Origin of the sequence: Dryocola sharpae (assembly GCF_051307055.1) — a bacterium.
In the GTDB taxonomy this organism is placed as follows: domain Bacteria; phylum Pseudomonadota; class Gammaproteobacteria; order Enterobacterales; family Enterobacteriaceae; genus Dryocola.
This window is the reverse complement of the sequence record NZ_CP149994.1, coordinates 2976053-3001934: the sequence shown is the minus strand read 5'-3', so window position 1 is coordinate 3001934 and position 25882 is coordinate 2976053. Positions and strand designations below refer to the sequence as shown.

23 protein-coding genes are annotated in these 25882 nt (G+C 56.3%); 14 read left to right on the top strand and 9 right to left on the bottom strand.

The window, feature by feature from the left end; genetic code table 11:
• Positions 1 to 36: 36 nt before the first annotated feature.
• Both WLO31_RS14265 and WLO31_RS14260 read right to left on the bottom strand, forming a co-directional pair.
• Positions 37 to 1656: an FGGY-family carbohydrate kinase gene (locus WLO31_RS14265; protein WP_435927269.1), complete on the bottom strand. Its 1620-nt coding sequence runs from the start codon at positions 1654 to 1656 to the stop codon at positions 37 to 39.
• A gap of 23 nt (positions 1657 to 1679) precedes the next feature.
• Positions 1680 to 2429, bottom strand: coding sequence for an SDR family oxidoreductase (locus WLO31_RS14260; RefSeq protein WP_435927268.1), 750 nt, complete (start codon positions 2427 to 2429; stop codon positions 1680 to 1682).
• Positions 2430 to 2550: 121 nt separating this feature from the next.
• Here WLO31_RS14260 and WLO31_RS14255 point away from each other — a divergent pair, with 121 nt between their 5' ends.
• The gene (locus WLO31_RS14255; protein WP_435927267.1) at positions 2551 to 3561 is read left to right on the top strand and encodes a LacI family DNA-binding transcriptional regulator; all 1011 of its coding nucleotides are present in this window, start codon (positions 2551 to 2553) and stop codon (positions 3559 to 3561) included.
• 21 nt (positions 3562 to 3582) lie between these two features.
• On the opposite strand, the gene WLO31_RS14250 is transcribed toward WLO31_RS14255, so the two are convergent.
• Positions 3583 to 4524 carry a sugar-binding transcriptional regulator gene (locus WLO31_RS14250; RefSeq protein ID WP_435927266.1) on the bottom strand — a complete coding sequence of 314 codons (942 nt, stop codon included), beginning with the start codon at positions 4522 to 4524 and terminating at the stop codon, positions 3583 to 3585.
• Between the two features lie 212 nt (positions 4525 to 4736).
• Between WLO31_RS14250 and dalD the strand changes: the two genes are divergently transcribed.
• The 4 genes from dalD (at position 4737) to WLO31_RS14230 (ending at position 9646) form a co-directional block, all read left to right on the top strand.
• Positions 4737 to 6104, top strand: coding sequence for a D-arabinitol 4-dehydrogenase (gene dalD, locus WLO31_RS14245; protein ID WP_435927265.1), 1368 nt, complete (start codon positions 4737 to 4739; stop codon positions 6102 to 6104).
• A gap of 10 nt (positions 6105 to 6114) precedes the next feature.
• Positions 6115 to 7578 carry a xylulokinase gene (gene xylB / locus WLO31_RS14240; RefSeq protein WP_435927264.1) on the top strand — a complete coding sequence of 488 codons (1464 nt, stop codon included), beginning with the start codon at positions 6115 to 6117 and terminating at the stop codon, positions 7576 to 7578.
• 66 nt (positions 7579 to 7644) lie between these two features.
• Entirely contained in the window at positions 7645 to 8925 is a 1281-nt protein-coding gene (locus WLO31_RS14235) for an RbtT/DalT/CsbX family MFS transporter (protein WP_435927263.1), read from the top strand.
• Between the two features lie 46 nt (positions 8926 to 8971).
• Positions 8972 to 9646 carry an HAD family hydrolase gene (locus tag WLO31_RS14230; protein ID WP_435927262.1) on the top strand — a complete coding sequence of 225 codons (675 nt, stop codon included), beginning with the start codon at positions 8972 to 8974 and terminating at the stop codon, positions 9644 to 9646.
• Positions 9647 to 9727: 81 nt separating this feature from the next.
• Here the strand turns inward: WLO31_RS14230 and WLO31_RS14225 are convergent, their stop codons facing one another.
• The 4 genes from WLO31_RS14225 to WLO31_RS14210 form a co-directional block, all read right to left on the bottom strand.
• Positions 9728 to 10987 (bottom strand): sugar ABC transporter permease, encoded by a 1260-nt coding sequence (locus WLO31_RS14225; RefSeq protein ID WP_435927261.1) that lies wholly within the window; start codon positions 10985 to 10987, stop codon positions 9728 to 9730.
• Between the two features lies 1 nt (position 10988).
• Positions 10989 to 11801, bottom strand: a complete 813-nt coding sequence (locus tag WLO31_RS14220; RefSeq protein WP_435927260.1) for an ATP-binding cassette domain-containing protein — start codon at positions 11799 to 11801, stop codon at positions 10989 to 10991.
• Positions 11802 to 11863: 62 nt separating this feature from the next.
• Positions 11864 to 12907 carry an ABC transporter substrate-binding protein gene (locus WLO31_RS14215; protein ID WP_435927259.1) on the bottom strand — a complete coding sequence of 348 codons (1044 nt, stop codon included), beginning with the start codon at positions 12905 to 12907 and terminating at the stop codon, positions 11864 to 11866.
• Positions 12908 to 13198: 291 nt separating this feature from the next.
• Complete coding sequence (locus WLO31_RS14210; RefSeq protein ID WP_435927257.1) at positions 13199 to 14218, bottom strand: LacI family DNA-binding transcriptional regulator; 1020 nt, start codon at positions 14216 to 14218, stop codon at positions 13199 to 13201.
• A 257-nt stretch (positions 14219 to 14475) separates the two neighbouring features.
• On the opposite strand from WLO31_RS14210, the gene WLO31_RS14205 reads away from it, so the two are divergent.
• The 5 genes from WLO31_RS14205 (at position 14476) to WLO31_RS14185 (ending at position 18443) form a co-directional block, all read left to right on the top strand.
• Positions 14476 to 14919 (top strand): PTS sugar transporter subunit IIA, encoded by a 444-nt coding sequence (locus WLO31_RS14205; RefSeq protein ID WP_435927256.1) that lies wholly within the window; start codon positions 14476 to 14478, stop codon positions 14917 to 14919.
• Between the two features lie 80 nt (positions 14920 to 14999).
• Positions 15000 to 15272, top strand: coding sequence for a PTS sugar transporter subunit IIB (locus WLO31_RS14200; RefSeq protein ID WP_435927255.1), 273 nt, complete (start codon positions 15000 to 15002; stop codon positions 15270 to 15272).
• 21 nt (positions 15273 to 15293) lie between these two features.
• Positions 15294 to 16688 (top strand): PTS ascorbate transporter subunit IIC, encoded by a 1395-nt coding sequence (locus WLO31_RS14195; protein WP_435930617.1) that lies wholly within the window; start codon positions 15294 to 15296, stop codon positions 16686 to 16688.
• On the top strand, positions 16685 to 17521 hold the full coding sequence (locus WLO31_RS14190) for a transketolase (RefSeq protein ID WP_435927253.1): 837 nt from the start codon (positions 16685 to 16687) through the stop codon (positions 17519 to 17521). Before WLO31_RS14195 ends, WLO31_RS14190 begins: the two co-directional genes overlap by 4 nt.
• Entirely contained in the window at positions 17511 to 18443 is a 933-nt protein-coding gene (locus WLO31_RS14185) for a transketolase family protein (RefSeq protein ID WP_435927251.1), read from the top strand. The genes WLO31_RS14190 and WLO31_RS14185 overlap by 11 nt, the downstream gene beginning before the upstream one ends.
• 47 nt (positions 18444 to 18490) lie before the next feature.
• Here WLO31_RS14185 and pta read toward each other — a convergent pair whose 3' ends face one another.
• Both pta and ackA read right to left on the bottom strand, forming a co-directional pair.
• A complete protein-coding gene (gene pta / locus WLO31_RS14180) occupies positions 18491 to 20632 on the bottom strand; it encodes a phosphate acetyltransferase (protein ID WP_435927250.1) in 2142 nt (713 codons plus the stop codon).
• Between the two features lie 84 nt (positions 20633 to 20716).
• On the bottom strand, positions 20717 to 21919 hold the full coding sequence (gene ackA / locus WLO31_RS14175) for an acetate kinase (protein ID WP_435927249.1): 1203 nt from the start codon (positions 21917 to 21919) through the stop codon (positions 20717 to 20719).
• Between the two features lie 333 nt (positions 21920 to 22252).
• Between ackA and yfbV the strand changes: the two genes are divergently transcribed.
• From yfbV to WLO31_RS14155, 4 genes are all read left to right on the top strand, one after another.
• Complete coding sequence (gene yfbV / locus WLO31_RS14170; RefSeq protein WP_435927248.1) at positions 22253 to 22708, top strand: terminus macrodomain insulation protein YfbV; 456 nt, start codon at positions 22253 to 22255, stop codon at positions 22706 to 22708.
• A gap of 75 nt (positions 22709 to 22783) precedes the next feature.
• Positions 22784 to 23278: a YfbU family protein gene (locus tag WLO31_RS14165; RefSeq protein ID WP_435927247.1), complete on the top strand. Its 495-nt coding sequence runs from the start codon at positions 22784 to 22786 to the stop codon at positions 23276 to 23278.
• Between the two features lie 13 nt (positions 23279 to 23291).
• Positions 23292 to 23951, top strand: coding sequence for a sugar phosphatase (locus WLO31_RS14160; RefSeq protein WP_435930616.1), 660 nt, complete (start codon positions 23292 to 23294; stop codon positions 23949 to 23951).
• Between the two features lie 83 nt (positions 23952 to 24034).
• A complete protein-coding gene (locus WLO31_RS14155; RefSeq protein ID WP_435927246.1) occupies positions 24035 to 25867 on the top strand; it encodes an SLC13 family permease in 1833 nt (610 codons plus the stop codon).
• Positions 25868 to 25882: the final 15 nt, after the last annotated feature.

Here is a 25882-nt window from a genome sequence, read left to right as displayed (position 1 = left end):
GTTATCCGCCCTGCGATATTATCCCCGCGCCTGCCTTCAGCAATCCCGCAACGTCCTGGCCGTCTGCTGTAAGAGCTTATAGCTCTCATAGCGCGCCCGGTGCGTCTGGCGATAAGCCTCCTGGGGTTCAAACTGCCGATCCAGCTTCGTCATCGACGACATGGCTTCATTGACGGTGGCGGCCATATTGCCGGCGACGGCTCCCAGAATCGCCGAGCCCAGCAGCACGGGCTCGCCGCATGTCGTGGAGAGGATAGGGAGATCGCAGGCATCGGCCAGCAGCTGACGCACCAGCGGATGCTGGCCCGCGCCGCCGCTGATGGCGATTTTATCCGTCTTAACGCCCTGCTGGCGCTGCGCATCCACGATCTGCCGCAGTCCGTAGCCGATGCCGCATAAGCCGGCGATATACAGGGCGAGCAGACTGTCCAGATCCCTCTCCATGCCTAATCCGGCGATGGCCGCCCGGGCATGGGGATCGGCAAACGGCGCGCGGTTGCCTGAAAACTCAGGCACGACATGAATACCGCGAGCCAGTTCAACAGCTTTTGACGGATCGGTGAGCTTAGCCAGCGCCAGATCCGCCAGGTAAACCGGCAGCGGGACGTTGAGCGCCTGAGCCTGCGTGTTTGCTTCGGCAGCGGCGGGGTGGAACGCCAGCAGCCGATCGATCGCCGCGCCAGCAGCGCTTTGGCCGCCTTCGCTTAGCCACATGCCCGGCACCATCGCCGAATAGTAAGGACCCCACACGCCGGGAATATAAACGGGCTTTTCCGTGGAGGTCATCGTGCAGGCGGAGGTGCCGAAAACCCAGGCAAGATTGTGCAGCGCGCCATCATCCACGCCCGCCGTGCCGATCCCGCCCGCGTGGGCGTCAATCATTCCGATGGCGACGGGCGTGCCGACAGCTAAACCCATCTCATCGGCCGCAGCCGCGCTGAGTCCCTGGCCGCAGGAGGTTCCGGGCTCCAGGATGCGCTGACCAATACGCATAAACTCCTCGTCCGCCAGCTCACCGAGTCCGATGGTACGGAAGTAGTCAGGATCCCAGCGCTTTTCGTGCGCCAGATAGGTCCATTTACAGGTTACCGTGCAGGTTGAGCGGGCCAGATCGCCCGTGGCGCGCCAGGTGAGAAAGTCCGCCAGGTCGAAAAACTGCCAGGCCTTATCATAAACTTCCCGGCGGTTCTCCTTCAGCCAGAGGAGTTTCGGGGTTTCCATCTCCGGCGAAATTTTACCGCCGACATATCGCAGCACGGGATGGCCGGTTGCGTTAATTCGTTCGGCCTGGTCGGTGGCGCGATGATCCATCCAGACAATAATATTGCGCTCGGGATCGCTGGCGTCCCCCACCGGCAGCGGCTCGCCGTCTTGTCCCAGCACCACAAGGGAACAAGTGGCATCAAAACCGATGCCGCTCACGCTTGCCGGTGATACGCCAGCCGCGCCGACCGCTTCGCGAATGCTCTGGCATACCGCCTGCCAGATTTCGTTGCTGGACTGCTCAACTTTATTTCCCTTATCGCGATGCAGGGTGACAGGCCGCGCGGCGTGGGCAAGCAGCTGCCCGGAGAGATCGAAGATCCCGGCGCGTACGCTGCCCGAACCGACGTCCACCCCGATCAGCGTGTTTTTTTCTACGGTTTCATTTTTCATCTTCGTCACCACTCCTCCCTGGATTAGAGATCGACGCTGTTCGGCAGGATGACCAGATCGCGAACGGTTACGTTTTTATTGCGGGTGACCATAAACAACACGGACTCTGCGACTTCAATCGGCTGCATCAGGCTGCCGTTCGCCAGGGCTTCTTCCATTTTTTCCTTCGGCCAGTCGTCCAGCAGGGCGGTTACCACCGGCCCCGGCAGGACCGCGCCTACGCGCACGCCATACTGCGCCACCTGACGGCGAGTGGAGTGCACAAACGCCTGCACGGCGAATTTTGAGGCGGTATAAATCGGCTCCCAGATGACCGGCACCACGCCGGCGATGGAGCTGGTAAAGATGATGTCGCCTGATTTCTGGGCGATAAGGTGAGGCAGCACCGCGCGGACGCTGCGGAATGCGGCATTAATATTCAGATGCAGCACGCGATCCCAGACATCCGGGTCGCCTTCCGCTATCGGGCCGCCAATGTACGCCCCGGCGTTGGCATGGAAGATATCCAGGCGCCCGGCACGATCCAGAATGCCGGTAAGTATGTTATCGACCTGCTCCGGCTGCATAAGATCCACCACCAGCGCAAAGGCGTTTTCACCCATTTCCGCCGTCAGCTTTTCCAGCTTTTCGCCGTCACGGTCGATAAGCACAACTTTCGCGCCCGCGGCCAGCAGTGTTCTTGCACATTCAAGGCCGATGCCTGAAGCGGCGCCGGTAATGGCGGCTACTTTACCGCTAAGCGAGCTATTCATAGAGGATAAGGCGTTTTTCATTTTATAATCCTTGTCAGATAGTCAGAATTTGTCATGCTGTCACTCTTGCTCAATCGATAGAGCAGATTTAGCACCAGATGAAATTTGCGGCAAGCAAGATAAAAAACGGAGAGGAAAATTTGTGATACGCGCCAGGAAAACAAAGAAAATTACCATTTACGATTTGGCGGAACTGACGGGCGTTTCAGCCAGCGCGGTAAGCGCGATCCTCAACGGCAACTGGAAGAAGCGCCGCATTAGCGCAAAACTGGCGGAAAAGGTCACGCAGGTGGCGCAGGAGCAGGGATACGCCGTTAACCGGCAGGCCAGCCTGCTGCGAAAAGAGAAATCACGCGTTATCGGCATGGTGGTGCCGAAATATGACAACCGCTATTTCGGTTCAATCGTTGAAAAGTTTGAGGAAATGGCGCGCGATCGCGGTCTGTTTCCCATCATCACCTGTACCCGTCGCGACCCGGATCTGGAGCTTGAAGCGGTGCGCACTATGCTTTCCTGGCAGGTGGAATGGGTGATTGCGACCGGCGCGACGCGGCCTGATGAAATCTCCGAACTGTGCTCGCAGGCGGGCGTGCCAACGTTAAATCTCGATCTGCCGGGTACGCTTGCGCCCTCGGTCATTTCAGATAACTATGCCGGGGCGAAGGCGCTTACCGAACGCATTCTGCTTACCGCGGAAAAGCGTTTCGGGAAAAAGATTGCTTTAACTTTTGTCGGTGGCCGACGCAATGACCACAACACCCGTGAACGCCTGCGCGGATTCCGTGAAGCTCATCAGCAAATGGGCTTGCCGGTGGTGGCAAAAAATATCTTTATTGAAGGCTATTCATCAAAACATGTGCAGGCGGCGCTGGTCGGCTTTACGCCTCCGGAAGATGGCGTTTACGGCCTGTTTGTGAACTCCACGATATCGCTTGAAGGCGTTGTGCAGTGGCTGGCCGCGCGCGGACAAACGGGCGTGCAACAGCCGCCGATGGGCTGTTTTGACTGGGACCCGTTTGTTCCCCTGCTGGGACACGATATCGATATGGTCCGCCAGGATGTGCCCGCCATGCTGGAGGCGGTGTTTGCTGTTATTGATTCCGGCGACACTAAAATTCAGTGTATCGAAATCCCGCCTACGCTCGTGCCTTAAGCCGCCGTTTTAAAAGGCGCATCAACGGGTCAGCAGCCAGCGGGCAGTGTGTTCATCGGTGACCAGACCGTTAACCCATTTGCCCTTAAGCGCGGCAAAAATGGTGGAGCGCTTATCTTCTCCGCAGGCTGCGGCGATACGCGGGCACTGGCTGCGGCGGATATCATAGCTGGTGATCAGGTTATTGATATCGCTCTCCACAACCTCGCCGTGCGCATCAATAAAGCGCCCAAGTATTTCACCGACCGCGCCCTGCAGCGTTAAGGTTTCAAGCTGCTCAGACGTAATAAACCCATCCCTGAATATCGGGCTTTCCTGCGAAAGCGCGCCGATGCCGACAAAAATAACGTCCGCATCCTGTGCGACGCTTAATACGTTGTTGAATAAACGGTTTGAACACCACATCTGGTGCTCAAGAGACGTTTGCGCATAGCGTGGCGCGGGCCACTGATAGTACTTAGCCTGAATTTTACTTGCCAGCAGCAGGGGAACGTCATCGTAATAGTTACATTTCCCTTCGGCGTCCATGGCGCTGATTAAGGCGACGCAGCGCGCGTTAGGGCTGTCGAAGTCGATACGTCTGATGGTCTTTTTCAGCGTTAAGCCGGAGCCGATGCCGATAACCTTGTCGTTATCCGCGCGCAGGTATTTTTCCATGAGCTGATAGCAGCCGAAGGAAACGCTGTCGAGCGTTATATCGCTGGTAAAGGCCGGTACGATATTGCACTCGATCAGGTCATATTTCTCTTTGAGCATCTGCGCGTAGTTCAGACAGCTGGCGACCGGATGGCTGAGGCCGATGGAGACGATGCCTTCTTCTTTCGCTGCGGCGATGAGCCGCTGCACGACGGGGCGGGAGGTGCCCAGCTGCGTGGCGATTTCGCTCTGGTTTTGCCCGGCAATGTAGTACATCCACGCGGCACGAACCTTCTGATCTAACCGTATATCTTCTTCAGTTATCAATTTTTTCAGCGCCTTAAACGATAGTGCGGAAGATTTTCCGCGTATGCATCCCTGCATTCTGGCGCGTGTAGCGGGTGCAGGCAAGGCTATTTTATCCGCTATTGGTCATTTGTAATTAAATAGATCTTTTGCTCTTTTGTGATGTAAAGCTCTTAAATTAATTAATTGTTCAATTACAGTCTTGCTTATCAACTGGAATGGAGAGCAACGTTATGACTACGCAAAATACCTGGTTACACATCGGTCTGGGATCGTTTCACCGCGCGCACCAGGCGTGGTATCTGCACCGCCTGATTGCTGAAGGAGATACCCGCTGGCATATCGCCGCCGGCAATATTCGTAATGATGCGGAGCATGTTGTCGCCGCGCTGGCCGCCCGGAATGGGCGCTATGTGCTGGAGACGGTCAGCCCGGAAGGGGAGCGTGAGTATGAAGAAATCACCTCCATTCAGAAATTGCTGCCCTGGCAGGCGGATCTCCAGCCCCTGATTGCCGAAGGCGCGAAGCCTGAAACAAAAGTTATCGCCTTTACCGTGACTGAAGGGGGCTACTACCTCAATACTGCCCACAGGCTGGAGGTCAGCAACGCTGATTTAGCCTGCGATCTGCAGGGCGGCATCAAAACCATTTATGGCGTCATCACCCGCATTCTTGAACAGCGCATGGCGAACAACGCCGGTCCGTTAACGCTGCTCAACTGCGATAACGTGCGGCATAACGGCGAGCGGTTCCACGACGGGCTGGTGGAATTTCTCACCCTGACAGGCAAACAGGCCGTTATCGCCTGGCTGAAAGCCAACGCCACCTGCCCGAATACGATGGTGGACCGCATCACGCCGCGTCCGGCGGCCGACTTGCCTGCGCGCATTAAAGAGAAAACCGGCATTGATGATAAAGCGCCGGTGATGGGCGAAACCTTTATCCAGTGGGTGATTGAGGATAACTTCCGCGACGGGCGGCCCGCACTCGAAGCGGTGGGCGTGGAGATGGTTGACTCGGTTATCCCTTACGAAGAGGCGAAAATCCGCATTCTCAACGCTTCCCACAGCTGCATCGCCTGGGCCGGTACGCTGATGGGCAAGGAGTTTATCCATGAAAGCACGCTGACCGACGCCATTTACGCCGTTGCCGATCGCTACGTCACGGAAGATGTGATCCCATGCCTTGGCAATAACGGTATCGACCTGCCGCAATACCGCGATGTGGTCCTCAAGCGCTTCACCAACCCGTACATCAAAGATACCAACCAGCGTGTGGCGGCGGACGGTTTCTCCAAGATTCCGGCGATGATTACCCCGACGATGATCGAATGCTACCGGCGCGGCGCCGTCCCGCACGCCACCGCAATGCTGCCTGCGCTGTTCTTTGTCTTTATGGAGCAGTGGCATGCAGGGCGGCTGCCTTACGAATACCAGGACGGCATTCTGGACGCGCAAGCGGTACACGCCATGTTTAACGCCGAAGATCCCATTGCGCTCTTTGCCGGCGATAAAGCGCTGTTTGGTGAACTGGCGCAGCGGGAAGATTTCACCGCTCTGCTGCGTGAAAAAATCCAGTCCGTTTATGCGCTGATCCGCTAAGAGGTGAACCATGTACTTAGGCATCGATCTCGGCACTTCTGAAGTTAAGGCGCTGGTCATTGACGAGAACGGCGACATCGTTACCAGCCACAGCGCGCCGCTGACTATTCAGCGGCCTCATCCGCACTGGTCAGAGCAAAGTCCGCAGGCCTGGTGGGAAGCCACCGACTACCTGATGGCCACGCTCAAAGAGAAATGCGGACAGCACTGGTCGGCGATAAAAGCTATCGGCCTCTCAGGGCAGATGCACGGCGCGGTGCTGCTCGACGCGCAGGGAGAAGTCATTCGTCCCGCTATTTTGTGGAACGATACCCGCAGCGCCTTAGAGTGCGCGGAGCTGGAGGAGATTGCTCCGGAGCTGCATTCCGTCGCCGGCAATCTCGCCATGCCGGGCTTTACGGCGCCGAAGCTGCTTTGGGTTCGCAGGCATGAACCAGAGAATTTCAAACGCGTCGCGACGGTTTTGCTGCCGAAAGATTACCTGCGTTACAGGATGACGGGGGAAAAAATCTCCGATATGTCCGATGCCGCAGGCACGCTATGGCTTGATGTCGCCAGGCGTGACTGGTCAGACAGCCTGCTTGCTAAGTGCGGCTTTTCAAGGCGCAACATGCCGAGGCTGGTGGAAGGCTGTGAGGTTTCAGCGCTGCTCACGCCGGAAATCGCCGAACGATGGGGGCTTAACCCGTCAGTCGCGGTGGCCGGAGGCGGCGGCGATAACGCGGTCAGCGCGATTGGCGTAGGGGCGGTGGATCCGGGCGATGCCTTTATTTCGCTGGGCACGTCCGGCGTGTTGTTCGTGGTGAATGAGGCGTATCGCCCGGCGCCGGCCTCCGCCGTCCACGCGTTTTGCCACGTATTACCCGACCGCTGGCATCAGATGAGCGTGATGTTAAGCGCCGCCAGCTGCCTGCAGTGGTTTTGCCGTCTGGTGGGCATCACCGAAACGGCGCTGCTGGAAGAGGTGGCGCAGCTAAGCGACAGCGAAAGGGCAAATGCGCCGCTGTTTCTGCCCTATCTGTCCGGCGAGCGCACGCCCCATAACGATCCCAACGCCAAAGGAATGTTCCACGGCCTGACGCATGCCAGCAACCGGGCAACGATGGGCTACGCCGTGCTGGAAGGCGTCAGCTTTGGACTTGCCGACGGCCTGCGGGTGCTTCAGGAAAGCGGGACGCATATTCAGCAATGTTCGCTGGTCGGCGGCGGCGCGCGCAGCCCGCTGTGGGCGCAGCTGCTGGCGGACGTTCTTAATATGCCGGTCGTCACGCACAAAGGCGGTGAAACCGGCGGCGCGCTGGGCGCCGCGCGGCTGGCCTGCCTGGCGACAGGTAAAGATGCGGAAACGGTCTGTAAAAAACCGGAAATCTACCAGCGGTGGCTTGCCCGTCCTGAGCGGCATGCAAGCCTGATGCAGAGATATACGCAGTTTAACGCCCTTTATCTTAACGATCTGAATTATAGAACCTTCTGATTTTAATAATAAAAAAACTCCCGGCTACGGCCGGGATATACCCTGTACACAAAAAACGAGGTCACTATGTCCATTGCTAACAAACAGTGGTTTGGATTACCGCTTCACCTGCTGTGGGGCTACATCGCCATCGCCGTGTTTATGACCGGCGACGGCTTTGAGCTGGCATTCCTGTCCCACTACATTAAAGAGCTGGGTTTTTCTCCGGCGCAGGCCTCTTTCGCCTTTACGCTCTATGGCCTTGCCGCGGCGCTGTCCGCCTGGGTTTCCGGCGTAGTGGCCGAAATTATTACGCCGCAGAAAACCATGTTTATCGGTTTTGTGCTGTGGTGCGTTTTCCATGTTCTGTTTTTGACCTTCGGTCTGGGTCACGCAAACTATCCGCTGATCCTGTTGTTCTACGGTATCCGTGGGTTTGCCTATCCGCTGTTCCTTTACTCCTTCATCGTGGTGATTATCCATAACGTGAAGAGCGAGAACGCCAGTTCGGCGCTTGGCTGGTACTGGGCGGTTTATTCGATCGGCATCGGCGTGGCCGGCAGCTACATTCCAAGCTTCACTATCCCGCTGGTGGGAGAGCTCGGTACGCTGTGGATGGCGCTGTTCTTCTGCCTGGCAGGCGGATTGATTGCGACGATCTCGCTGCGTAAGGTGCAGACCCCGACGCATATGCACAATCTCACCACCCGCGAGAAATTTAATGAGCTGAGCCGCGCCATTACCCTGCTGTATACCAACCGCAGCATTATGTATTCGAGCATGGTGCGTATCATCAACACCCTTTCCCTGTTCGGTTTTGCGGTGATTATGCCGCTGATGTTCGTCGATGAGCTGGGCTTTACCACCTCCGAATGGCTGCAGGTCTGGGCGGTATTCTTCTTTACGACCATTTTCTCCAATATTTTCTGGGGGATCGTGGCCGAAAAAATGGGCTGGATGCGCGTTGTCCGCTGGTTTGGCTGCATCGGCATGGCCCTTTCCAGCCTCGCTTTCTACTATGTGCCGCAGCACTTCGGCCATAACTTCGCGATGGCGCTGATTCCCGCCATCGCACTGGGGATTTTCGTCGCGGCGTTTGTGCCGATGGCGGCGGTATTCCCGGCGCTTGAACCGCGTCATAAAGGGGCAGCTATTTCGGTCTACAACCTCTCTGCGGGCCTGTCCAACTTCCTTGCCCCGGCCATTGCGGTTGTGCTACTGCCTTATTTCAGCACCATCGGCGTCGTTATCGCCTATACCGCGCTGTATATCATCGCCTTCTTCCTGTGCCACTTTATCCGTGTCGAACAGCCGGGCTTTGAGAGTTATGCTGCCGACGCTGCAAAAGCGACGGTCAGGGCATCGTAATAAGTTGACGGCTGGCATCTGCCAGCCGCAAAAAAATGGAACAGCAATGAGCGTGCAGGCGGTTATTTTTGATATGGACGGCGTCATTATCGACTCCGAGGGCTTCTGGCAGGATGCGCAAATTGAGGTGCTTGCGGGCCTTGGGATAGCTATCACCGCGCAGGAGTGCGAAAGGTACACGAAAGGAAAACGTATCGATGAAATCGCGCGCAGCTGGTGCGAAAGATATTCTCTGCGGATTCAGCCGCAGCGGCTTGAGGAACACATTGTGGCGCAGGTTTGCGGGTCCGTCAGAAGCCGGGGTATGGCGATGAGCGGGCTGTATCAGGCTTTACGCTGTTTCCAGGCCAAAGGCTATCGCATGGCGCTGGCAACCTCATCCAGCCGGCAGATCATCGCGGCCGTGTTTGACAGGCTGGCGCTATGGGAGCGTTTTGAGGTGGTTTGCAGCGCTGACGATGAACATTCCGGCAAACCCCATCCCGCCGTCTACCTTACGGCCTTGCGCAGGCTGGGCCTGGAAGCCGGTGAGTGCCTGGTGATTGAAGACAGCCTGAACGGATTTATCGCCGCCGATCGGGCCGGGATAAAAACTTTTGTCGTGGCTCGTGATTGTCAGGAGGCAAAGTTTTCGGCGGCGGCAGGGCGCTACGCGACGCTTAACGAACTCATTTATGCCATGCAGCCTCGCAGGCAGCCGGTGCCTGCCGGTAGCTGCTGACAAACATGGAAGCGCAGAAATTATCCCGGGAGAGTAAACGGTCTGCTGACCCGTCTTTCTGCGCTTCCTGTTTTACCGGCCTCAGGCGCGGCCGTGGCTCACGCGCGAGCGCCGGGCCATCGAGTCCACGATCACGGCGATTGCCAGAACGCCGCCGGTTATCATGTACCGCAATGACGAAGGCAGGTTAAGCAGCGTCAGGCCGTTGGAAATACACTGGATAACAATAATGCCCAGCAGGGCGGAGTACGCGCTGCCCCGACCGCCAAACAGGCTGGTGCCGCCAATTACCGCCGCGGCGATGGCGTTTAAATTAACATCCCCCGTCCCGGCCTGCTGGCTGGCGGATGCCAGGCGCGATGCGGCAAGAATTCCGCCGGTGGTGGCGAGCACTGAGCAAATCATAAATGCGCTAATGTAAATGCCCCGCACGTTGATACCCGAGCGGCGAGCGGCTTCGCGATTACCGCCAACCGCAAACATCGAACGGCCCCATTTTGTTCGCTTGAGCGCATAGTTGAGTACCACCACCACGAGGATAAACAGGCCGAAAACCCAAGGAACGCCGCGGCCGGTGTTGAGATAAAACACTATGAATTCAAATACGGCAGTCATAAAAATAGTGCGCATCCACAGCGCGCTGAGAGGTTCGGAAGAGAGATTTACCTCTGCCCGCCGCACGCGGGTGCGCAACCCTTGCGCGAGCATGATAACGCCGGGCAACAGCGCAAAAATATGCGCCAGCCAGCCGGGCATAACCAGAACCTGACCAAAGCGCACCAGCGGGGAAACGTAGGGGAGATTGATGCTGCCCGACGGCCCGAGAATATAAAGCTGCATCCCCAACAGCGCCAGAAGCCCGGCAAGCGTGGCCACGAAGCTTGGCATACCTAAACGGCTGTAAAGTTCGGCGTAAAGCAGGCCTACGACCGCGCCGACCGCGAGCGCGACGGCTATTGCGCCCGCTACAGGCCAGCCCTGATTAACCCACAGCACGCCGATGATGGCTGACGCCAGGCCGCTCATCGATCCTACCGAGAGATCTATCTCCCCCAGCAGCAGCACGCAGACGATGCCCAGCGAAATAAATCCGACCGTGGCGCAGTCAAACAGCATATTGACGAGGTTGTTCGGAGCCAGATAAACAGGGTTAAGCACGGTAAAGACCGCGGAGATAATAATAAGGCCCAGCACGACGGGTATCATCCCTAAGTCGCCGGTTTTAATGCGGTTAATATAGCCGCGCAGCAGGCCGAGAATATTATCCTGGTGATGAACGCGTTCATCGCTGCGATCTAACGTTGTTTCGGGATTGAGCGGTTTTTTTGTGGTCGTATTCATCTCAGCGCGCCCCCGGCGTAGTTTCATGGGTTTTTCTTTCCACCCGGCGTGATACGGCGTTCTCCGTTGCCCCGGTTATCGCGGCAACTAAATCCTGGTTGGTGGCCTCCGGGGTGAAAATACCTTTGTTGCGGCCCAGACGTAACACGACGATACGGTCCGCCACGGCCCGCACGTCCTCCATGTTATGGCTGATAATAATCACGCCCAGCCCGCGCTCGCGCACGCGTTCAATAAGGTTGAGCACCTCTGCGGTTTGCGCGACGCCAAGCGCGGCGGTAGGCTCATCCAGCATAACTATCTTCGGATTCAGCAGCAGCGAGCGCGCAATGGCGACGGTTTGACGCTGGCCGCCGGATAAAGAAGCGACGGGTTCGCGTACCGAAGGAATGCGCGCCGCCAGCTCTTTGAGCAGCGTCCAGGCGCGAACCTCCATTGCCACCTCATCCAGTTGCCAGGCCGACAGCTCATGACCGAGAAACAGATTCGCCACCACGTCCAGATTTTCGCATAACGCCAGATCCTGAAAGACGGTAGAAATGCCGTATTCCAGCGCCTTGCCAGGGCTGTCGAGAGTTATCTTTTCACCTTCAAATTCAATCGTGCCGGATGAGGCTTGATGCACGCCGGCTAATATCTTCACCAGCGTAGATTTGCCTGCGCCGTTGTCGCCGACTAACGCGACAACCTCGCCGGCGTAGACGTCGAGATCGATATCCGTCAGGGCCGAAACGGCACCAAAATTTTTAGAGATCTTGCTTAACTTAAGCAGCGGTTTTTCCGTGCGGGGCGCGAGGTTATTTTCTCTTAACATAGCCAGAACCTTTCTATTCTTTGTGCGTCCGCAAAGCGCTCTACGGACGCACCGATCGTTACTCAGTTAATAGCCAGTTTTTTACAGGCCTGCTGATACTCACCGGTACAGACCTGCTCCGGCGTCTGAATTTTTTTATCGAAGATCTCTGCCTTGATATTTTTGGCGGTAATAACCGCCGGAACAAACAGCTGCGACGGCGTGTTATAGAGGGTGGAGCTGGCTTTTGGCGTCTGGCCGTTAATTAACTGCACGGCGACGTTCGCCGCAGCGGCGGCAACGATTTCCGAAGGTTTAGAAATGGTGTTGTACTGGTCGCCGGCAATAATTAACTGTAAGGCGGCGATAGTGGCATCGTTGCCGGTAACCGGAGGAACAGGCTGTACGCCGCCTGCTTTAAACGCGGCGATAGCGCCGCCGCCCGTGCCGTCATTCGCGGCAACCACGCCTTTAATCTGGTCGCTAAAGCGGGTGATCTGGCCTGCAGTCCACTCCTGCGCTTTCGGCGGCGCCCACTCCGGCGTATCGAATTCCGCCAGCGTTTTGTAGCCGGAATCTTTCAGCCCGCGGTGAATACCATCGCGAATAAGCCCCGCTGCGGCATCCGTTGGCGAACCGTTGATTTCAAGCACGCCCGCTCCGGCAGGGACGTTCGTCGCTTTTAAGTGTTCGACCAGAGAAGTGGAAATGGCGTAACCAATACCTTCGTTATCAAAAGAGATATAGAAGTCTGCCGGCTTGTCGGGGATGGGGCGATCGTAAGCGATCACTTTTACCCCCTGCGAGTGAGCGATTTCGACCAGCCCCGCCGCGGCGGAGGAGTCGACGGGATCCAGCACAATCACTTTCGCGCCTTGCGCAATCGCCGAGTTAAACTGCTGCTGCTGCAGGGAGGCGTTAGCGTTGGCGTTCTGATAGATGACTTTACACTGCTGGCAGAGCTTGCTCAGTTCTGCTTTAAAGCCAGGAAAATCATGCTGTTCGTAACGGGTGGAAGCCTGATCGGGCATTAAAAAAGCCACGGTCGCCGCGTCTTGCGCCTGCGCCAGACCGGTAAAACCCAATACGGCCAAAAGGGATGCTTTGAACATTGTAGGGTAACGCATATTTCTGTTCCTCGCTGACCTGGACATGATGATCGCCTCGCTGGCTGCTAACGGAGGCAGAAGTTATGTTTTTAACGTTAAGAAACCAAAATGAAGCTTTTTATTAGCATTGCCATTACATTTGCTCAATCGGTGAAGCAGATTTGCCATTACTCCTTCAGGTTGTCAAGAAAGGGCAAAAAAGCGATGTTTATTTTGTGATTGACTGCAGATTAGAAGGGGTCTGGACGGGTAAAGTAAGGGCGTTCGGCAGGGCGGATAAGCGTGCGTTATCCGCCGTATTTTGAGCGTTTAGCAGCTCTCCCTCATACATAAGGATGAGGCAATCGTCGGGTTTGCATCCCAGGGCTCGTCGTTAATTCTTGCCAGCAGCGCCCGACCAGCTTCAATGCCGATCTTACGATGCGGCACCGCGATGGTGGTAAGCGCAGGCTGGCACACGCGGCTTACGTCGCTGTCGCCGAAGCCAACAATCGCCAAATCATCCGGGACCTTGATGCGCCTGCGCTGGCACTCATACAGCGCGCCGCAGGCCAGCTCGTCGGAGACGCAGACCAGCGCATCCAGCTCCGGCCAGGCGAGCAAAAATTCGGGTAGCTGGGCAGTACCGGTGGAGAAAACCGGCGGCGCGGCGGCATTAATGACCCGGTCAGGCGACATATGATGGCGTAACATCGCTTTGTACCAGCCCTGAAGATGCTGCTGAAAAATCCACTGTTCCTGCCTGGCGCACAGCAGGCCGATATTCTGATAGCCGCGTTTAATGAGCATTTCGGTCAGCTCAAACATCGCCGCAACGTTATCAATACCGATATTCATATCGATAGGATCCTCACGCGTTGCGCCGATCTCCAGCACCGGAATACTGGCGTGGGTCAGCCAGTTCCGCACGGTATCGCTGTGATCCGCGCTGAGCAGAATCGCTGCTGCCAGGTTGGAGGTCAGCAGCGTCTCAAGCAGCTTTTCTTCCTGCTCCAGCCGATGCTGCGATTCCGCCAGCACTATCTGGTAGCCCGCCGGCTGCAGTATCTGCTGGAGACCGGCAAACATTTCGGTGCAGCCGGATTCGGCAAGGCCTGGCACCACCATCGCGATGGTGTAGGAGGATGCCGAAGCCAGCGCGCTGGCAGCCAGATTGGGCATGTAGCCCAGCTCGGCTACGGCGGCTTCTATTTTCTCGCGTAGTTTGTCTGAGACCTGATCCGGGGTGCGAAGGGCGCGCGATACGGTCATGGTGCCGACCCCGGCCAGCTGGGCCACATCGGCGAGCGTCACCTTCCCTGTACTTCGTCGCTTTCGGGTAATGGACATGGTTATGCCTGTTTTTATCGTTGTCATGACGTCTTCACCCCTGAATCTACAGGGGAAATAGTACTCAAGTATACGCTGGAAATCCCCCTGACCGGCGAGTTTTCATGGAATGATTGCGATCTGATAGCGCTATCACAAATTTGCATGATTGTTTTTGGTAGCGCTATCTTTGTGACTATCATCACTGTCAGCAGGCGAGGCGTTGAATAAAGTTTGCCCATCTTGCTGGTCCGTTTCATAACCAAAAGGAGAAAAACGTGCTCAATCGCTGGTTACACGACGGCACCATTAACGTGCAGGAGGAGGTCTGCAGCTGGAAGAAGGCGCTGGAAATTTGCGCGCAGCCGCTGCTGGCAGCGAAAGTCATCACCCCGGACTACCTCACCGCCATCATGCGGCAGCATCGCCTGCTCGGTCCCTATTATGTTCTGGCGCCTGGCCTTGCGATGCCTCATGCCCGCCCGGAAGAAGGGGCGCTGGGGCTGGGACTCTCCCTGCTGAAGCTTAACAAAGGCGTGAGTTTTGCATCTGCGGACAACGATCCTGTGGCGGTAATAATTATGCTCGCTGCCCCCGATAACCACAGTCATATTGAAACAATAGCCGCGCTGGCGGAATTATTTTCTAATGACGAGGATATGAAGTTATTACATAAAGCGAAAGCCGTGGAGGATATTAAAAATATAATTAATCGTTACTGATTTAGTTTTCTGTCCTGAATATCTACATTGCATTTTAAATGCGGTGCGGCTGTACTCATACCTGATGAAAGGAAAATATAATGAAAATTATGGCTATTTGCGGTTCGGGCCTTGGCAGCAGTTTTATGGTCGAGATGAATATTAAAAAAGTGCTCAAAAAAATGAATATCGAGGCGGAGGTTGAGCACTCGGATTTGTCTTCTGCAACGCCTGGAGCGGCAGACCTGTTTGTCATGGCGAAAGATATCGCCGCCAGCGCCAGCGTTCCGGATAACAAGCTGGTAGTGCTGACCAACATTATCGATATCAACGAGCTGGAAAGTAAGCTCAGCGCTTATTTTGCCAACCGTTAATCCTGAAATGGCGAGGTGGATATGTTTATCCTGGAAACGCTTAATTTTATAGTTGATATACTGAAAGTGCCCGCTATTCTGGTTGGGTTAATTGCTTTGATTGGCCTGGTTGCGCAAAGAAAGTCTTTTTCTGATGTGGTGAAAGGCTCTATTAAAACGGTATTAGGTTTTATTGTTCTGGGCGGCGGGGCAACCGTTTTAGTCAGCTCGTTAAATCCTCTGGGCGGCATGTTTGAACATGCCTTTAATATTCAGGGGATCATTCCTAACAATGAGGCCATCGTTTCTATTGCGCTGGAAAAATATGGCGCATCCACGGCGTTGATCATGGCGTTCGGGATGGTGGCGAATATTATCGTCGCCCGCTTTACGCGCCTGAAATATATCTTCCTGACGGGCCATCATACCTTCTATATGGCCTGCATGATCGGCGTGATCCTCACCGTTGCCGGATTTGAAGGCGTGGCGCTGGTGTTTACCGGGTCGCTAATCCTCGGGCTGATTATGGCGTTTTTCCCGGCGATTGCGCAGCGTTACATGCGGCGGATCACCGGTACGGACGATATCGGCTTCGGTCACTTCGGCACGCTGGGCTATGTGCTGTCAGGCTGGATCGGCAGCAAATGCGGCAAGGGATCGCGTTCCACGGAAGAGATGAATCTGCCGAAGAACCTGAGCTTCCTGCGCGACAGCTCCATCTCCATCTCGCTGACGATGATCGTGATTTACATGATCCTTGCCGTCTGCGCGGGCAAAGAGTATGTGGAAAGCCAGCTCAGCGGCGGGCAGAACTTCCTCGTTTATTCAATTATTCAGGCGATTACCTTTGCGGCGGGCGTATTCATCATCCTGCAAGGCGTGCGTTTGATTCTGGCGGAAATCGTGCCGGCGTTTACCGGTTTTTCAGAAAAACTGGTGCCGAACGCGCGTCCGGCTCTGGATTGTCCGGTTGTCTATCCCTATGCGCCTAATGCCGTGCTGATTGGCTTTCTCTTCAGCTTCCTCGGCGGGCTGGTGGGGCTGTTCCTGCTTGGGCAAATGAAGCTGGTGCTGATTCTGCCGGGCGTGGTGCCTCACTTCTTCACCGGCGCTACGGCGGGCGTCTTCGGTAACGCTACCGGAGGGCGACGCGGCGCCATGCTTGGCTCCTTTGCCAACGGGCTGCTGATCACCTTCCTGCCCGTTCTGCTGCTGCCGGTACTTGGCGCGCTGGGTTTTGCCAACACCACCTTCTCGGATGCGGACTTTGGCGTGGTGGGTATCGTGCTGGGTAATCTGGCGCGCTTTATGTCCCCGGCCGGGATCACCGCGCTGGTTGTCGGCGTGTTCGTGATACTGGTGGGCTTTAACTATCTGGGTAAAAACAAGGGCCAGACGGCGGCACAAACTGAAAACGATACGGGGGCGAAAGAATGAGTAATCTGGCAGAGATCGCGGCGCTTGCGCGCAATATCCGCGTGGAAACGCTGAAGGCGTTGACCCAGCTCGGCTTCGGGCACTATGGCGGCAGCATGTCGGTGGTCGAGACGCTGGCGGTGCTGTATGGCGATGTGATGCGTATCGATCCGGGGGATCCGGACTGGGCGGAGCGGGACTACTTCGTGCTGTCGAAAGGGCACGCGGGTCCGGCGCTGTACAGCACGCTGGCGCTTAAAGGCTATTTTCCGGTTGAGCAGCTGTCGACGCTGAATGAAAACGGTACCCGGCTGCCAAGCCATCCCGACCGCCTGAAAACGCGCGGCGTGGATGCAACTACCGGCTCGCTTGGACAGGGTATCTCTATAGCTGCCGGCATGGCGCTTTCACATAAGCTTGCCGGGCGCGGCAATCGAGTGTTCTGCATCGTGGGCGACGGCGAGCTTAACGAAGGCCAGTGCTGGGAGGCGTTTCAGTTTATCGCCCACCACCGGCTCAGCAACCTCACCGTATTTATCGACTGGAACAAGCAGCAGCTGGACGGCGAGCTGGATGAAATCATCTGCGCCTTTGACCTTGAAGGGAAATTCAGATCCTTCGGTTTCGACGTGCAAACGGTGAAAGGAGACGATATCAGCGGATTGCTGGAGACGGTGAAACCCGCTCGCAGCCGCGACGATCGCCCTCTGGCGGTGATCCTGGACAGTATCAAAGGGCAGGGCGTGCCGTACCTGGAGCAGCTTAGCAATTCACATCACATCCGCCTGACGGATTCTTCAAAACAGGCGCTGGAACAGGCCATCGCACAGCTGGAGGCGACAGATGACAATTGACAGCATTGAGATGCGTAAGGTTTACGCGGGCTTTGTACAGCAGCAGATCGCCGATGGCAGCGAAATTATCGCTCTTGAAGCGGACCTGATGAGCTCGATGGCGATGGACGGGGTGCAGCGTGATTATCCGCAGCAGGTGATTAACTGCGGCATCATGGAGGCGAACGTGATTGGCGTGGCGGCCGGGCTTTCGCTTACCGGGCGTAAACCGTTTGTCCATACCTTTACCGCGTTTGCCAGCCGCCGCTGCTTCGATCAGCTGTTTATGTCGCTGGACTACCAGCGTAACAATGTGAAGGTCATCGCTTCGGACGCGGGGGTAACGGCCTGCCATAACGGCGGCACCCATATGTCGTTTGAGGATATGGGCATCGTGCGCGGGCTGGCAAATTCCGTCGTGCTGGAGGTGACGGATGCGACGATGTTTAAGGAGATCCTCAACCAGCTGATGACGCTTGAAGGCTTCTACTGGGTACGCACTATCCGCAAACAGGCGGTGAAGATTTACGACGAGGGCGCAACATTCACCATCGGCAAGGGCAACGTGCTGCGCGACGGCGAGGATATCACGCTTATCGCCAATGGGATCATGGTGGCAGAAGCGCTAAAAGCGGCGCAAACGCTGGCGGAGCAGGGCGTTAGGGCTGCGGTAATCGATATGTTTACCCTCAAGCCCATCGACCGCATGCTGGTGAAAAACTACGCTGAGAAAACCGGGCGCATCGTGACCTGCGAAAACCACAGTATTCACAACGGGCTGGGATCGGCGGTGGCGGAGGTGCTGGTAGAGACGTGCCCGGTGCCAATGCGGCGCGTGGGCGTAAAGGAGCGCTATGGTCAGGTAGGGACGCAGGACTATCTGCAAAAAGAGTATGGCCTGACGGCAGACGATATTGTCAAGGCGGCGCGGGAGCTGCTGTAACAGCGAAAAAAAGGCCGCTTTATGCGGCCTTTTCTTATTAGCGAAGCTTAGTCCTGCTGAGAAGACTGAATCGCCGTCAGCGCGATGGTGTAGACGATATCGTCCACCAGTGCGCCACGGGACAGATCGTTAACCGGTTTGCGCATGCCCTGCAGCATCGGCCCGATGGAGATCAGATCAGCAGAGCGCTGTACCGCTTTGTAGGTGGTGTTTCCGGTGTTCAGATCCGGGAAGATGAACACGGTCGCACGGCCCGCAACAGGGGAGTTTGGCGCTTTGGATTTTGCTACGTCCGCCATTACCGCGGCGTCATACTGCAGCGGGCCGTCGATAACCAGATCCGGGCGTTTTTCCTGAGCGATACGGGTTGCTTCGCGGACCTTCTCAACGTCGCTGCCTGCACCAGAGGTGCCGGTGGAGTAGGAGAGCATCGCAACGCGTGGTTCGATACCGAAAGCGGTCGCGGAATCCGCAGACTGAATGGCGATCTCTGCCAGCTGTTCTGCGGTTGGATCCGGGTTAATCGCGCAGTCGCCGTAAACGTAGACCTGTTCAGGCAGCAGCATGAAGAAGACGGAGGAGACCAGCGAGCTGCCAGGCGCGGTTTTGATCAGCTGCAACGGCGGGCGAATGGTGTTCGCCGTGGTGTGCACCGCACCGGAAACCAGGCCATCGACCTCGTCCTGTTCCAGCATCAGGGTGCCGAGAACCACGTTGTCTTCCAGCTGCTCACGGGCAACCGCTTCGGTCATGCCTTTGCTCTTACGCAGCTCAACCAGGCGGGCAACGTAGCTTTCGCGAACCACTTCCGGATCGACGATTTCGATGCCTGCGCCCAGCTCAACGCCCTGCGCCGCAGCAACACGGGTGATCTCATCCGGGTTACCCAGCAGTACGCAGGTCGCGATACCGCGTTCAGCACAGATAGCGGCCGCTTTCACGGTACGCGGCTCGTCGCCTTCCGGCAGCACAACGCGTTTGCCGGCCTTACGGGCCAGTTCGGTCAGCTGATAGCGGAACGCAGGCGGCGAGAGACGACGGCTGCGCTCGGAGGCGGCGGTCAGGGATTCGATCCAGTCTGCATCGATGTGGCTTGCCACATATTCCTGCACTTTCTCGATACGCTGGTGGTCGTCGGTCGGCACTTCCAGGTTGAAGCTCTGCAGGCTCAAAGAGGTCTGCCAGGTGTTGGTTTCAACCATAAATAACGGCAGGCCGGTCGCAAATGCGCGTTCGCACAGTTTGCTGATGCGCGCGTCCATTTCATAGCCGCCGGTCAGCAGGATTGCGCCGATTTCAACGCCGTTCATGGCGGCCAGGCATGCGGCAACCAGCACGTCCGGACGGTCTGCGGAAGTGACCAGCAAAGAGCCCGGACGGAAGTGTTCCAGCATATGCGGAATGCTGCGCGCGCAGAAGGTCACGGATTTAACGCGGCGGGTTTTGATATCGCCTTCGTTAACGATGGTTGCGTCCAGGTGGCGAGCCATGTCGATTGCACGGGTGGCAATCAGGTCGAAGCTCCACGGCACGCAGCCCAGCACCGGCAGCGGGCTGTCGGCAAACAGCTCTTTCGGATCGACGTTCGCGATGCTTGCTTTAGAAGAGTCGTCGAAAATCTCAGACAGGTCAGGGCGGGTGCGGCCCTGTTCATCAACCGGGGCATTCAGTTTGTTAATGATAACGCCGGTGATGTTGCTGTTTTTGCTGCCGCCAAAGCTGCTACGGGCCAGCTCAATGCGCTCTTTCATCTGCTCCGGCGAGTTGTTGCCCAAAGACATGACGAAGACGATTTCGGCATTCAGGGTTTTGGCGATTTCATAGTTCAGCGACTGGGCGAACTGGTGTTTACGCGTCGGGACCAGGCCTTCAACCAGCACCACTTCAGCGTCTTTGCTGCTCGCGTGGTAGTTGGCGATGATCTCTTCCATCAGCACGTCCTGCTGATTGCTGGACAGCAGCGTCTCAACGTGGCTCATGCGCAGCGGCTCGGCCGCAGGGATGGTGGAGTTCGCACGCACGATGCTGGTGGTCTGGTCAGGCTTATCGCCGCCGGTACGCGGCTGGGCGATAGGTTTGAAGACGCTAAGGCGGACGCCTTTTTGTTCCATAGCGCGGATCACACCGAGGCTGACGCTGGTCAGGCCGACGCTGGTTCCGGTAGGGATCAACATAATTGTACGGGACACGGTATAACCTCTTTCGTTTTCGCGAGCGGCTCGCTCGCGAGACTCAGAAAACAACACCGCCAGCAAGCGCTGGCGGTGGGAGAATCAGGCTGTCAGGCGGAGTGCGTCCTGAGCGATAACCAGCTCTTCGTTGGTGGTGATGACCACCGCCGGGCGGGTACCCTCTTTGTTGATAAAGCCGGACTTGCCAAAACGTGCGGCCAGGTTGCGCTCGTGATCAACTTCAAAGCCCAGCACGCCCAGTTTGCCCAGAGACAGCTCGCGCACCATCGCCGCGTTTTCACCGATGCCGCCGGTGAAGACTACCGCGTCCAGACGACCGTCCATCAGTGCGGTGTAAGAACCGATATATTTCGCCAGGCGGTGGCAGTAAACGTCCATTGCACGTTTAGCGTCCGCTTTGGTTTCGTAGTTGTCTTCAACATAACGGCAGTCGCTGGTGACTTCGGTCAGGCCCAGCAGGCCGGACTCTTTGGTCAGCATTTTGTTGATCTCTTCAACGCTCATGCCCAGATTGTCATGCAGGAAGAAGATGATTGCCGGGTCGATGTCACCGGTACGGGTACCCATCACCAGACCTTCCAGCGGGGTCAGACCCATAGAGGTGTCAACGCACTCGCCGTTACGGATAGCGGAAACGGAACCGCCGTTGCCAAGGTGGCAGGTGATGATGTTCAGTTCTTCTACCGGCTTATTCAGCATTTTTGCGGCTTCCTGAGTCACATAGTAGTGACTGGTGCCGTGGAAACCGTAGCGGCGAACGCCGTGCTCTTTGTACAGCTTGTACGGCAGGGCGTAGAGGTAAGACTCTTCCGGCATGGTCTGGTGGAACGCGGTGTCGAACACGGCAACGTTTTTATCAGCCAGCTGAGGGAAGGATTTCAGCGCTTCAGCGATACCGATCAGGTGGGCCGGGTTATGCAGCGGTGCAAAAGAAGCGGAATCTTTGATACCCTGAATCACGGAGTCGTCGATAACAACGGAACTGGTGTATTTCTCGCCGCCGTGAACAATGCGGTGGCCGATTGCGGTCAGCTGCTCGGACAACTCGGGTTTTTGTGCCAGAATGGTATTAACCATATAGTTAAGAGCTTCGCTGTGAGCGGCGCCTGCACCCAAAGCCGCTTCTTGTTTACCGCCATCCATTTTCCATTTGATACGCGCTTCTGGAAGATGGAAACATTCGGCTAAACCAGAGAGGTACTCGTCACCGTTTACAGCATCGATAATTGCGAATTTCAGTGAAGAGCTACCGCAGTTCAGAACCAGTACTAACTTACTCGACATGGAAGTACCTACTTTTACGTGGCTAAAAAAACGTCAGATAGTCTCTCAGCGTAGCGCATGATGAGGCTGACATTTATGATTAACGTCATGCCAAAGTCGTTTTTTTGGCATGGCGAATAAATAATCCAGAATTTACGCCAACTTGCGCTTTTGTTCGGCAAAGGCGAATTAAGTGACAGTTTGACAACCAGCGGTTTCCCTTCTACGGCCATCAAAAGCCCGCACAGGATAACCTCCGGGGCCCGTAAAGACAAAATATTTTGAACCATGTCATTTAGAGTTGCTATCTTGCACAATAATTTTATTTTTTATCTGTGAAGTTGAGGTAAAGCCATGTCGACACCCCAGAATAGCCACATCAGCTGGTTTAGCTTATTCGGCCGTGGCCAACATTATTCGAAGACCTGGCCCGTTGATAAACGCCTCGCCCCGGTCTTTGTCGAAAACCGCGTCATACGCGCCACTCGTTTTGCGATCCGCTTTATGCCTCCGCTTGCCGTCTTCACGCTGACCTGGCAAATCGCTCTTGGCGGCCAGCTCGGCCCCGCCGTGGCTACCGCTTTGTTTGCCTGTAGTTTGCCCATGCAGGGGCTTTGGTGGTTAGGCAAGCGTTCCGTTACGCCGCTGCCGCCAACTATTCTGCACTGGTTTTATGAAGTGCGCGGTAAGCTGCAGGAGTCGGGCCAGGCTTTAGCGCCGGTCGAAGGCAAGCCGGATTATCAGGCCTTAGCCGATGTGCTCAGGCGTGCGTTCAAACAGCTCGATAAAACTTTCCTTGATGATTTGTAAAAGCAGGGCGGTTAAGCATATAAAAGAAGGCATACTTTTTAGCGGGATATCATCCTGCATTACAGGAGCTCTTAAATGGACATGACTAACGCCCAGCGTCTGATTTTATCTAATCAGTACAAAATGATGACCCTGCTCGACCCGGATAACGCCGAGCGCTACCGCCGCCTGCAAACCATCATCGAGCGCGGCTACGGCCTGCAAATGCGCGAACTCGACCGTGAATTTGGTCAGTTAACGGAAGAAACCTGCCGCACCGTCATCGACATCATGGAGATGTATCACGCGCTGAACGTCTCCTGGACTAACCTGAAAGAGAAGCAAAACATTGACGAGCGTCGTGTGACGTTTCTGGGCTTTGATGCCGCAACGGAAGCACGTTTCCTGGGCTATGTGCGCTTTATGGTGAACGTGGAAGGCCGCTATGCGCATTTTGATGCGGGCACGCACGGCTTTAATGCGCAGACGCCAATGTGGGAAAAATATCAACGCATGCTGAAAGTGTGGCACTCCTGCCCGCGTCAGTATCACTTAAGCGCGAACGAGATCGCGCAGATTAGCAATGCCTGAGGGGATAAGTGTGGTGAAGTGTAAAGGTTTCTTGTTTGATTTGGATGGGACCCTGGTTGATTCCCTGCCAGCGGTTGAGCGTGCATGGATAAACTGGGCGAAGCGCTTTGATATCTCCCCCGCGGAGGTGCTGGGCTTCATCCACGGCAAGCAGGCGATTACTTCACTGCGCCATTTTATGGCGGGCGCGTCCGAAGAAGAGATTCAACAGGAGTTTACGCGACTTGAGAAAATCGAGTCTGAAGATACCGACGGCGTAACGGCGCTTCCCGGCGCCGTTGAGCTGCTGGCCCATCTGAACGAGGCAGGTATTCCCTGGGCTATCGTTACCTCCGGCTCGGTACCGGTTGCCGCGGCGCGTCGCCTGGCGGGCGGCTTGCCCGAACCGGAAGTCTTCGTTACCGCAGAGCGCGTGGCGCGCGGCAAGCCTGAACCGGATGCCTATCTGCTTGGCGCACAGCTGCTGGGTCTTGAGCCGGAAGAGTGCGTGGTGGTGGAAGATGCCCCGGCAGGCGTGCTGTCAGGCCTTGCGGCTGGCTGCCATGTTATTGCCGTTAACGCACCTGCGGATACGCCGCGCCTTGAGCATGTCGATTACGTCCTGCGAGCGCTAAGTGAACTGCTGATTCAGAAATTACCGGACGGCAGCGTGGAAGTGTTAAGAAAACACTGATCCTATGATTTAACCCCGCATCGGCGGGGTTTTTTTATGGCATTCTCTGGGCGTTCTTCAATTTTCGCGTACAAGGACAGGTTTTGAATTCGGAACTGATGTGGGTACTGTCGTTGCTTGGCATCACGGTAGTGCTGTTCGCCACCGGCAAGGTAAGAATGGATGCCGTTGCCCTGTTGGTCATCGTCGCTTTTACCCTGAGCGGCACGCTAACCCTTAGCGAAGCTTTTTCCGGATTCAGCGATCCTAACGTTATTCTTATCGCCGCGCTTTTTATCATCGGCGACGGCCTGGTGCGAACGGGCGTTGCGACCAAAATGGGTGCCTGGCTGGTGGACGTAGCCGGCAGCAGCGAAACCAAAATGCTTGTCCTCCTGATGCTCACCGTCGCCGGGCTCGGCGCCTTTATGAGTTCGACGGGCGTTGTCGCCATCTTTATCCCCGTAGTGCTGAGCGTCTCCATGCGCATGAAAACGGCGCCGTCGCGCCTGATGATGCCGCTCAGTTTTGCCGGGCTTATCAGCGGCATGATGACGCTGGTCGCCACGCCGCCTAACCTTGTAATCAACAGCGAACTGCTGCGCGAAGGATTACAGGGATTCAACTTTTTTAGCGTGACGCCCATCGGCCTGGTCGTACTCGTGCTTGGCATTCTGTATATGCTCTTTGCCCGGTTTGCGCTTAACGGGCAGAGTAAAGAAGACGGCAAAGAAAGCTGGAAGCGCCGGACCTTTCGTGACCTGATTAAGGAATATCGTCTTACGGGGCGCGCTCGTCGTCTGGCCATTCGCCCCGGTTCGCCGATGGTTGGCCACCGTCTGGATGATTTAAAACTGCGTGAGCGCTACGGGGCCAATGTGATAGGCCTTGAGCGCTGGCGTAAATTCCGCCGGGTGATAGTAAACGTCACCGGGATAACCGAGTTTCGCGCCAGAGACGTGCTGCTGATAGATATGTCCGCCTCCGAGGTGGACCTGCGCGAATTCTGTAGCGAACAAATGCTTGAGCCGATGATCCTGCGCGGGGAGTATTTTTCCGACCAGGCGCTGGATGTGGGCATGGCGGAAGTATCGACGATCCCGGATTCGGAGCTGATCGGGCAGACGCTGCGCGAAATTGGTTTTCGTACCCGCTATGGCCTGAACGTCGTTGGTCTTAAGCGCAACGGCGAGGCGCTGGAAGGCCTGCTGGTGGATGAGCCACTTCAGCTTGGCGATATTCTTCTGGTGGTTGGCGACTGGAAATTAATCAGCCAGCTGAATCTAAAAAGCCGCGACTTTTTGGTGCTCAACCTGCCGGTGGAAGAGGGCGAGGCGTCTCCGGCGCACAGCCAGGCGCCGCACGCCATCTTTTGCCTGGCGCTGATGGTCGCGCTGATGCTGACCGATGAAATTCCCAATCCCATCGCCGCCATCGTTGCCTGCCTGCTGATGGGGAAATTCCGCTGCATCGACATGGAAAGCGCCTACAAAGCGATTCACTGGCCGAGCATCATCTTAATTGTCGGCATGATGCCGTTTGCCCTGGCGCTGCAAAAAACCGGCGGCGTGGATTTAATCGTGGGCGGATTAATGAAGCTCGGCGGCGGTTACGGGCCTTATATTATGCTTGTCTGCCTGTTTGTGATGTGCGCGGCTATCGGACTCTTTATCTCGAACACCGCCACGGCGGTATTAATGGCGCCCATCGCCCTGGCCGCGGCAAAATCAATGGGCGTTTCGCCTTATCCGTTTGCCATGATTGTCGCGCTTGCCGCCTCCGCCGCCTTTATGACGCCGGTTTCTTCACCGGTAAACACGCTGGTGCTCGGGCCGGGTAATTATAAATTCAGCGATTTTGTGAAATTAGGCGTGCCCTTTACCGCCATCGTGATGGTGGTAAGCGTAGTGATGGTGCCGATGCTGTTTCCGTTTTAAGGCACGCGCGTCGGG

Bases quoted from the DNA above. Each gene is read 5' to 3' on its own strand.
- WLO31_RS14260 (WP_435927268.1), bottom strand. From the start codon at position 2,429: ATGAAAAACGCCTTATCCTCTATGAATAGCTCGCTTAGCGGTAAAGTA.
- xylB (WP_435927264.1), top strand. From the start codon at position 6,115: ATGTACTTAGGCATCGATCTCGGCACTTCTGAAGTTAAGGCGCTGGTC.
- ackA (WP_435927249.1), bottom strand. From the start codon at position 21,919: ATGTCGAGTAAGTTAGTACTGGTTCTGAACTGCGGTAGCTCTTCACTG.
- yfbV (WP_435927248.1), top strand. From the start codon at position 22,253: ATGTCGACACCCCAGAATAGCCACATCAGCTGGTTTAGCTTATTCGGC.
- WLO31_RS14165 (WP_435927247.1), top strand. From the start codon at position 22,784: ATGGACATGACTAACGCCCAGCGTCTGATTTTATCTAATCAGTACAAA.
- WLO31_RS14190 (WP_435927253.1), top strand. From the start codon at position 16,685: ATGAGTAATCTGGCAGAGATCGCGGCGCTTGCGCGCAATATCCGCGTG.
- WLO31_RS14225 (WP_435927261.1), bottom strand. From the start codon at position 10,987: ATGAATACGACCACAAAAAAACCGCTCAATCCCGAAACAACGTTAGAT.
- WLO31_RS14210 (WP_435927257.1), bottom strand. From the start codon at position 14,218: ATGTCCATTACCCGAAAGCGACGAAGTACAGGGAAGGTGACGCTCGCC.
- WLO31_RS14235 (WP_435927263.1), top strand. From the start codon at position 7,645: ATGTCCATTGCTAACAAACAGTGGTTTGGATTACCGCTTCACCTGCTG.
- WLO31_RS14185 (WP_435927251.1), top strand. From the start codon at position 17,511: ATGACAATTGACAGCATTGAGATGCGTAAGGTTTACGCGGGCTTTGTA.
- WLO31_RS14230 (WP_435927262.1), top strand. From the start codon at position 8,972: ATGAGCGTGCAGGCGGTTATTTTTGATATGGACGGCGTCATTATCGAC.
- WLO31_RS14220 (WP_435927260.1), bottom strand. From the start codon at position 11,801: ATGTTAAGAGAAAATAACCTCGCGCCCCGCACGGAAAAACCGCTGCTT.
- dalD (WP_435927265.1), top strand. From the start codon at position 4,737: ATGACTACGCAAAATACCTGGTTACACATCGGTCTGGGATCGTTTCAC.
- WLO31_RS14215 (WP_435927259.1), bottom strand. From the start codon at position 12,907: ATGCGTTACCCTACAATGTTCAAAGCATCCCTTTTGGCCGTATTGGGT.
- WLO31_RS14265 (WP_435927269.1), bottom strand. From the start codon at position 1,656: ATGAAAAATGAAACCGTAGAAAAAAACACGCTGATCGGGGTGGACGTC.
- WLO31_RS14200 (WP_435927255.1), top strand. From the start codon at position 15,000: ATGAAAATTATGGCTATTTGCGGTTCGGGCCTTGGCAGCAGTTTTATG.
- WLO31_RS14195 (WP_435930617.1), top strand. From the start codon at position 15,294: ATGTTTATCCTGGAAACGCTTAATTTTATAGTTGATATACTGAAAGTG.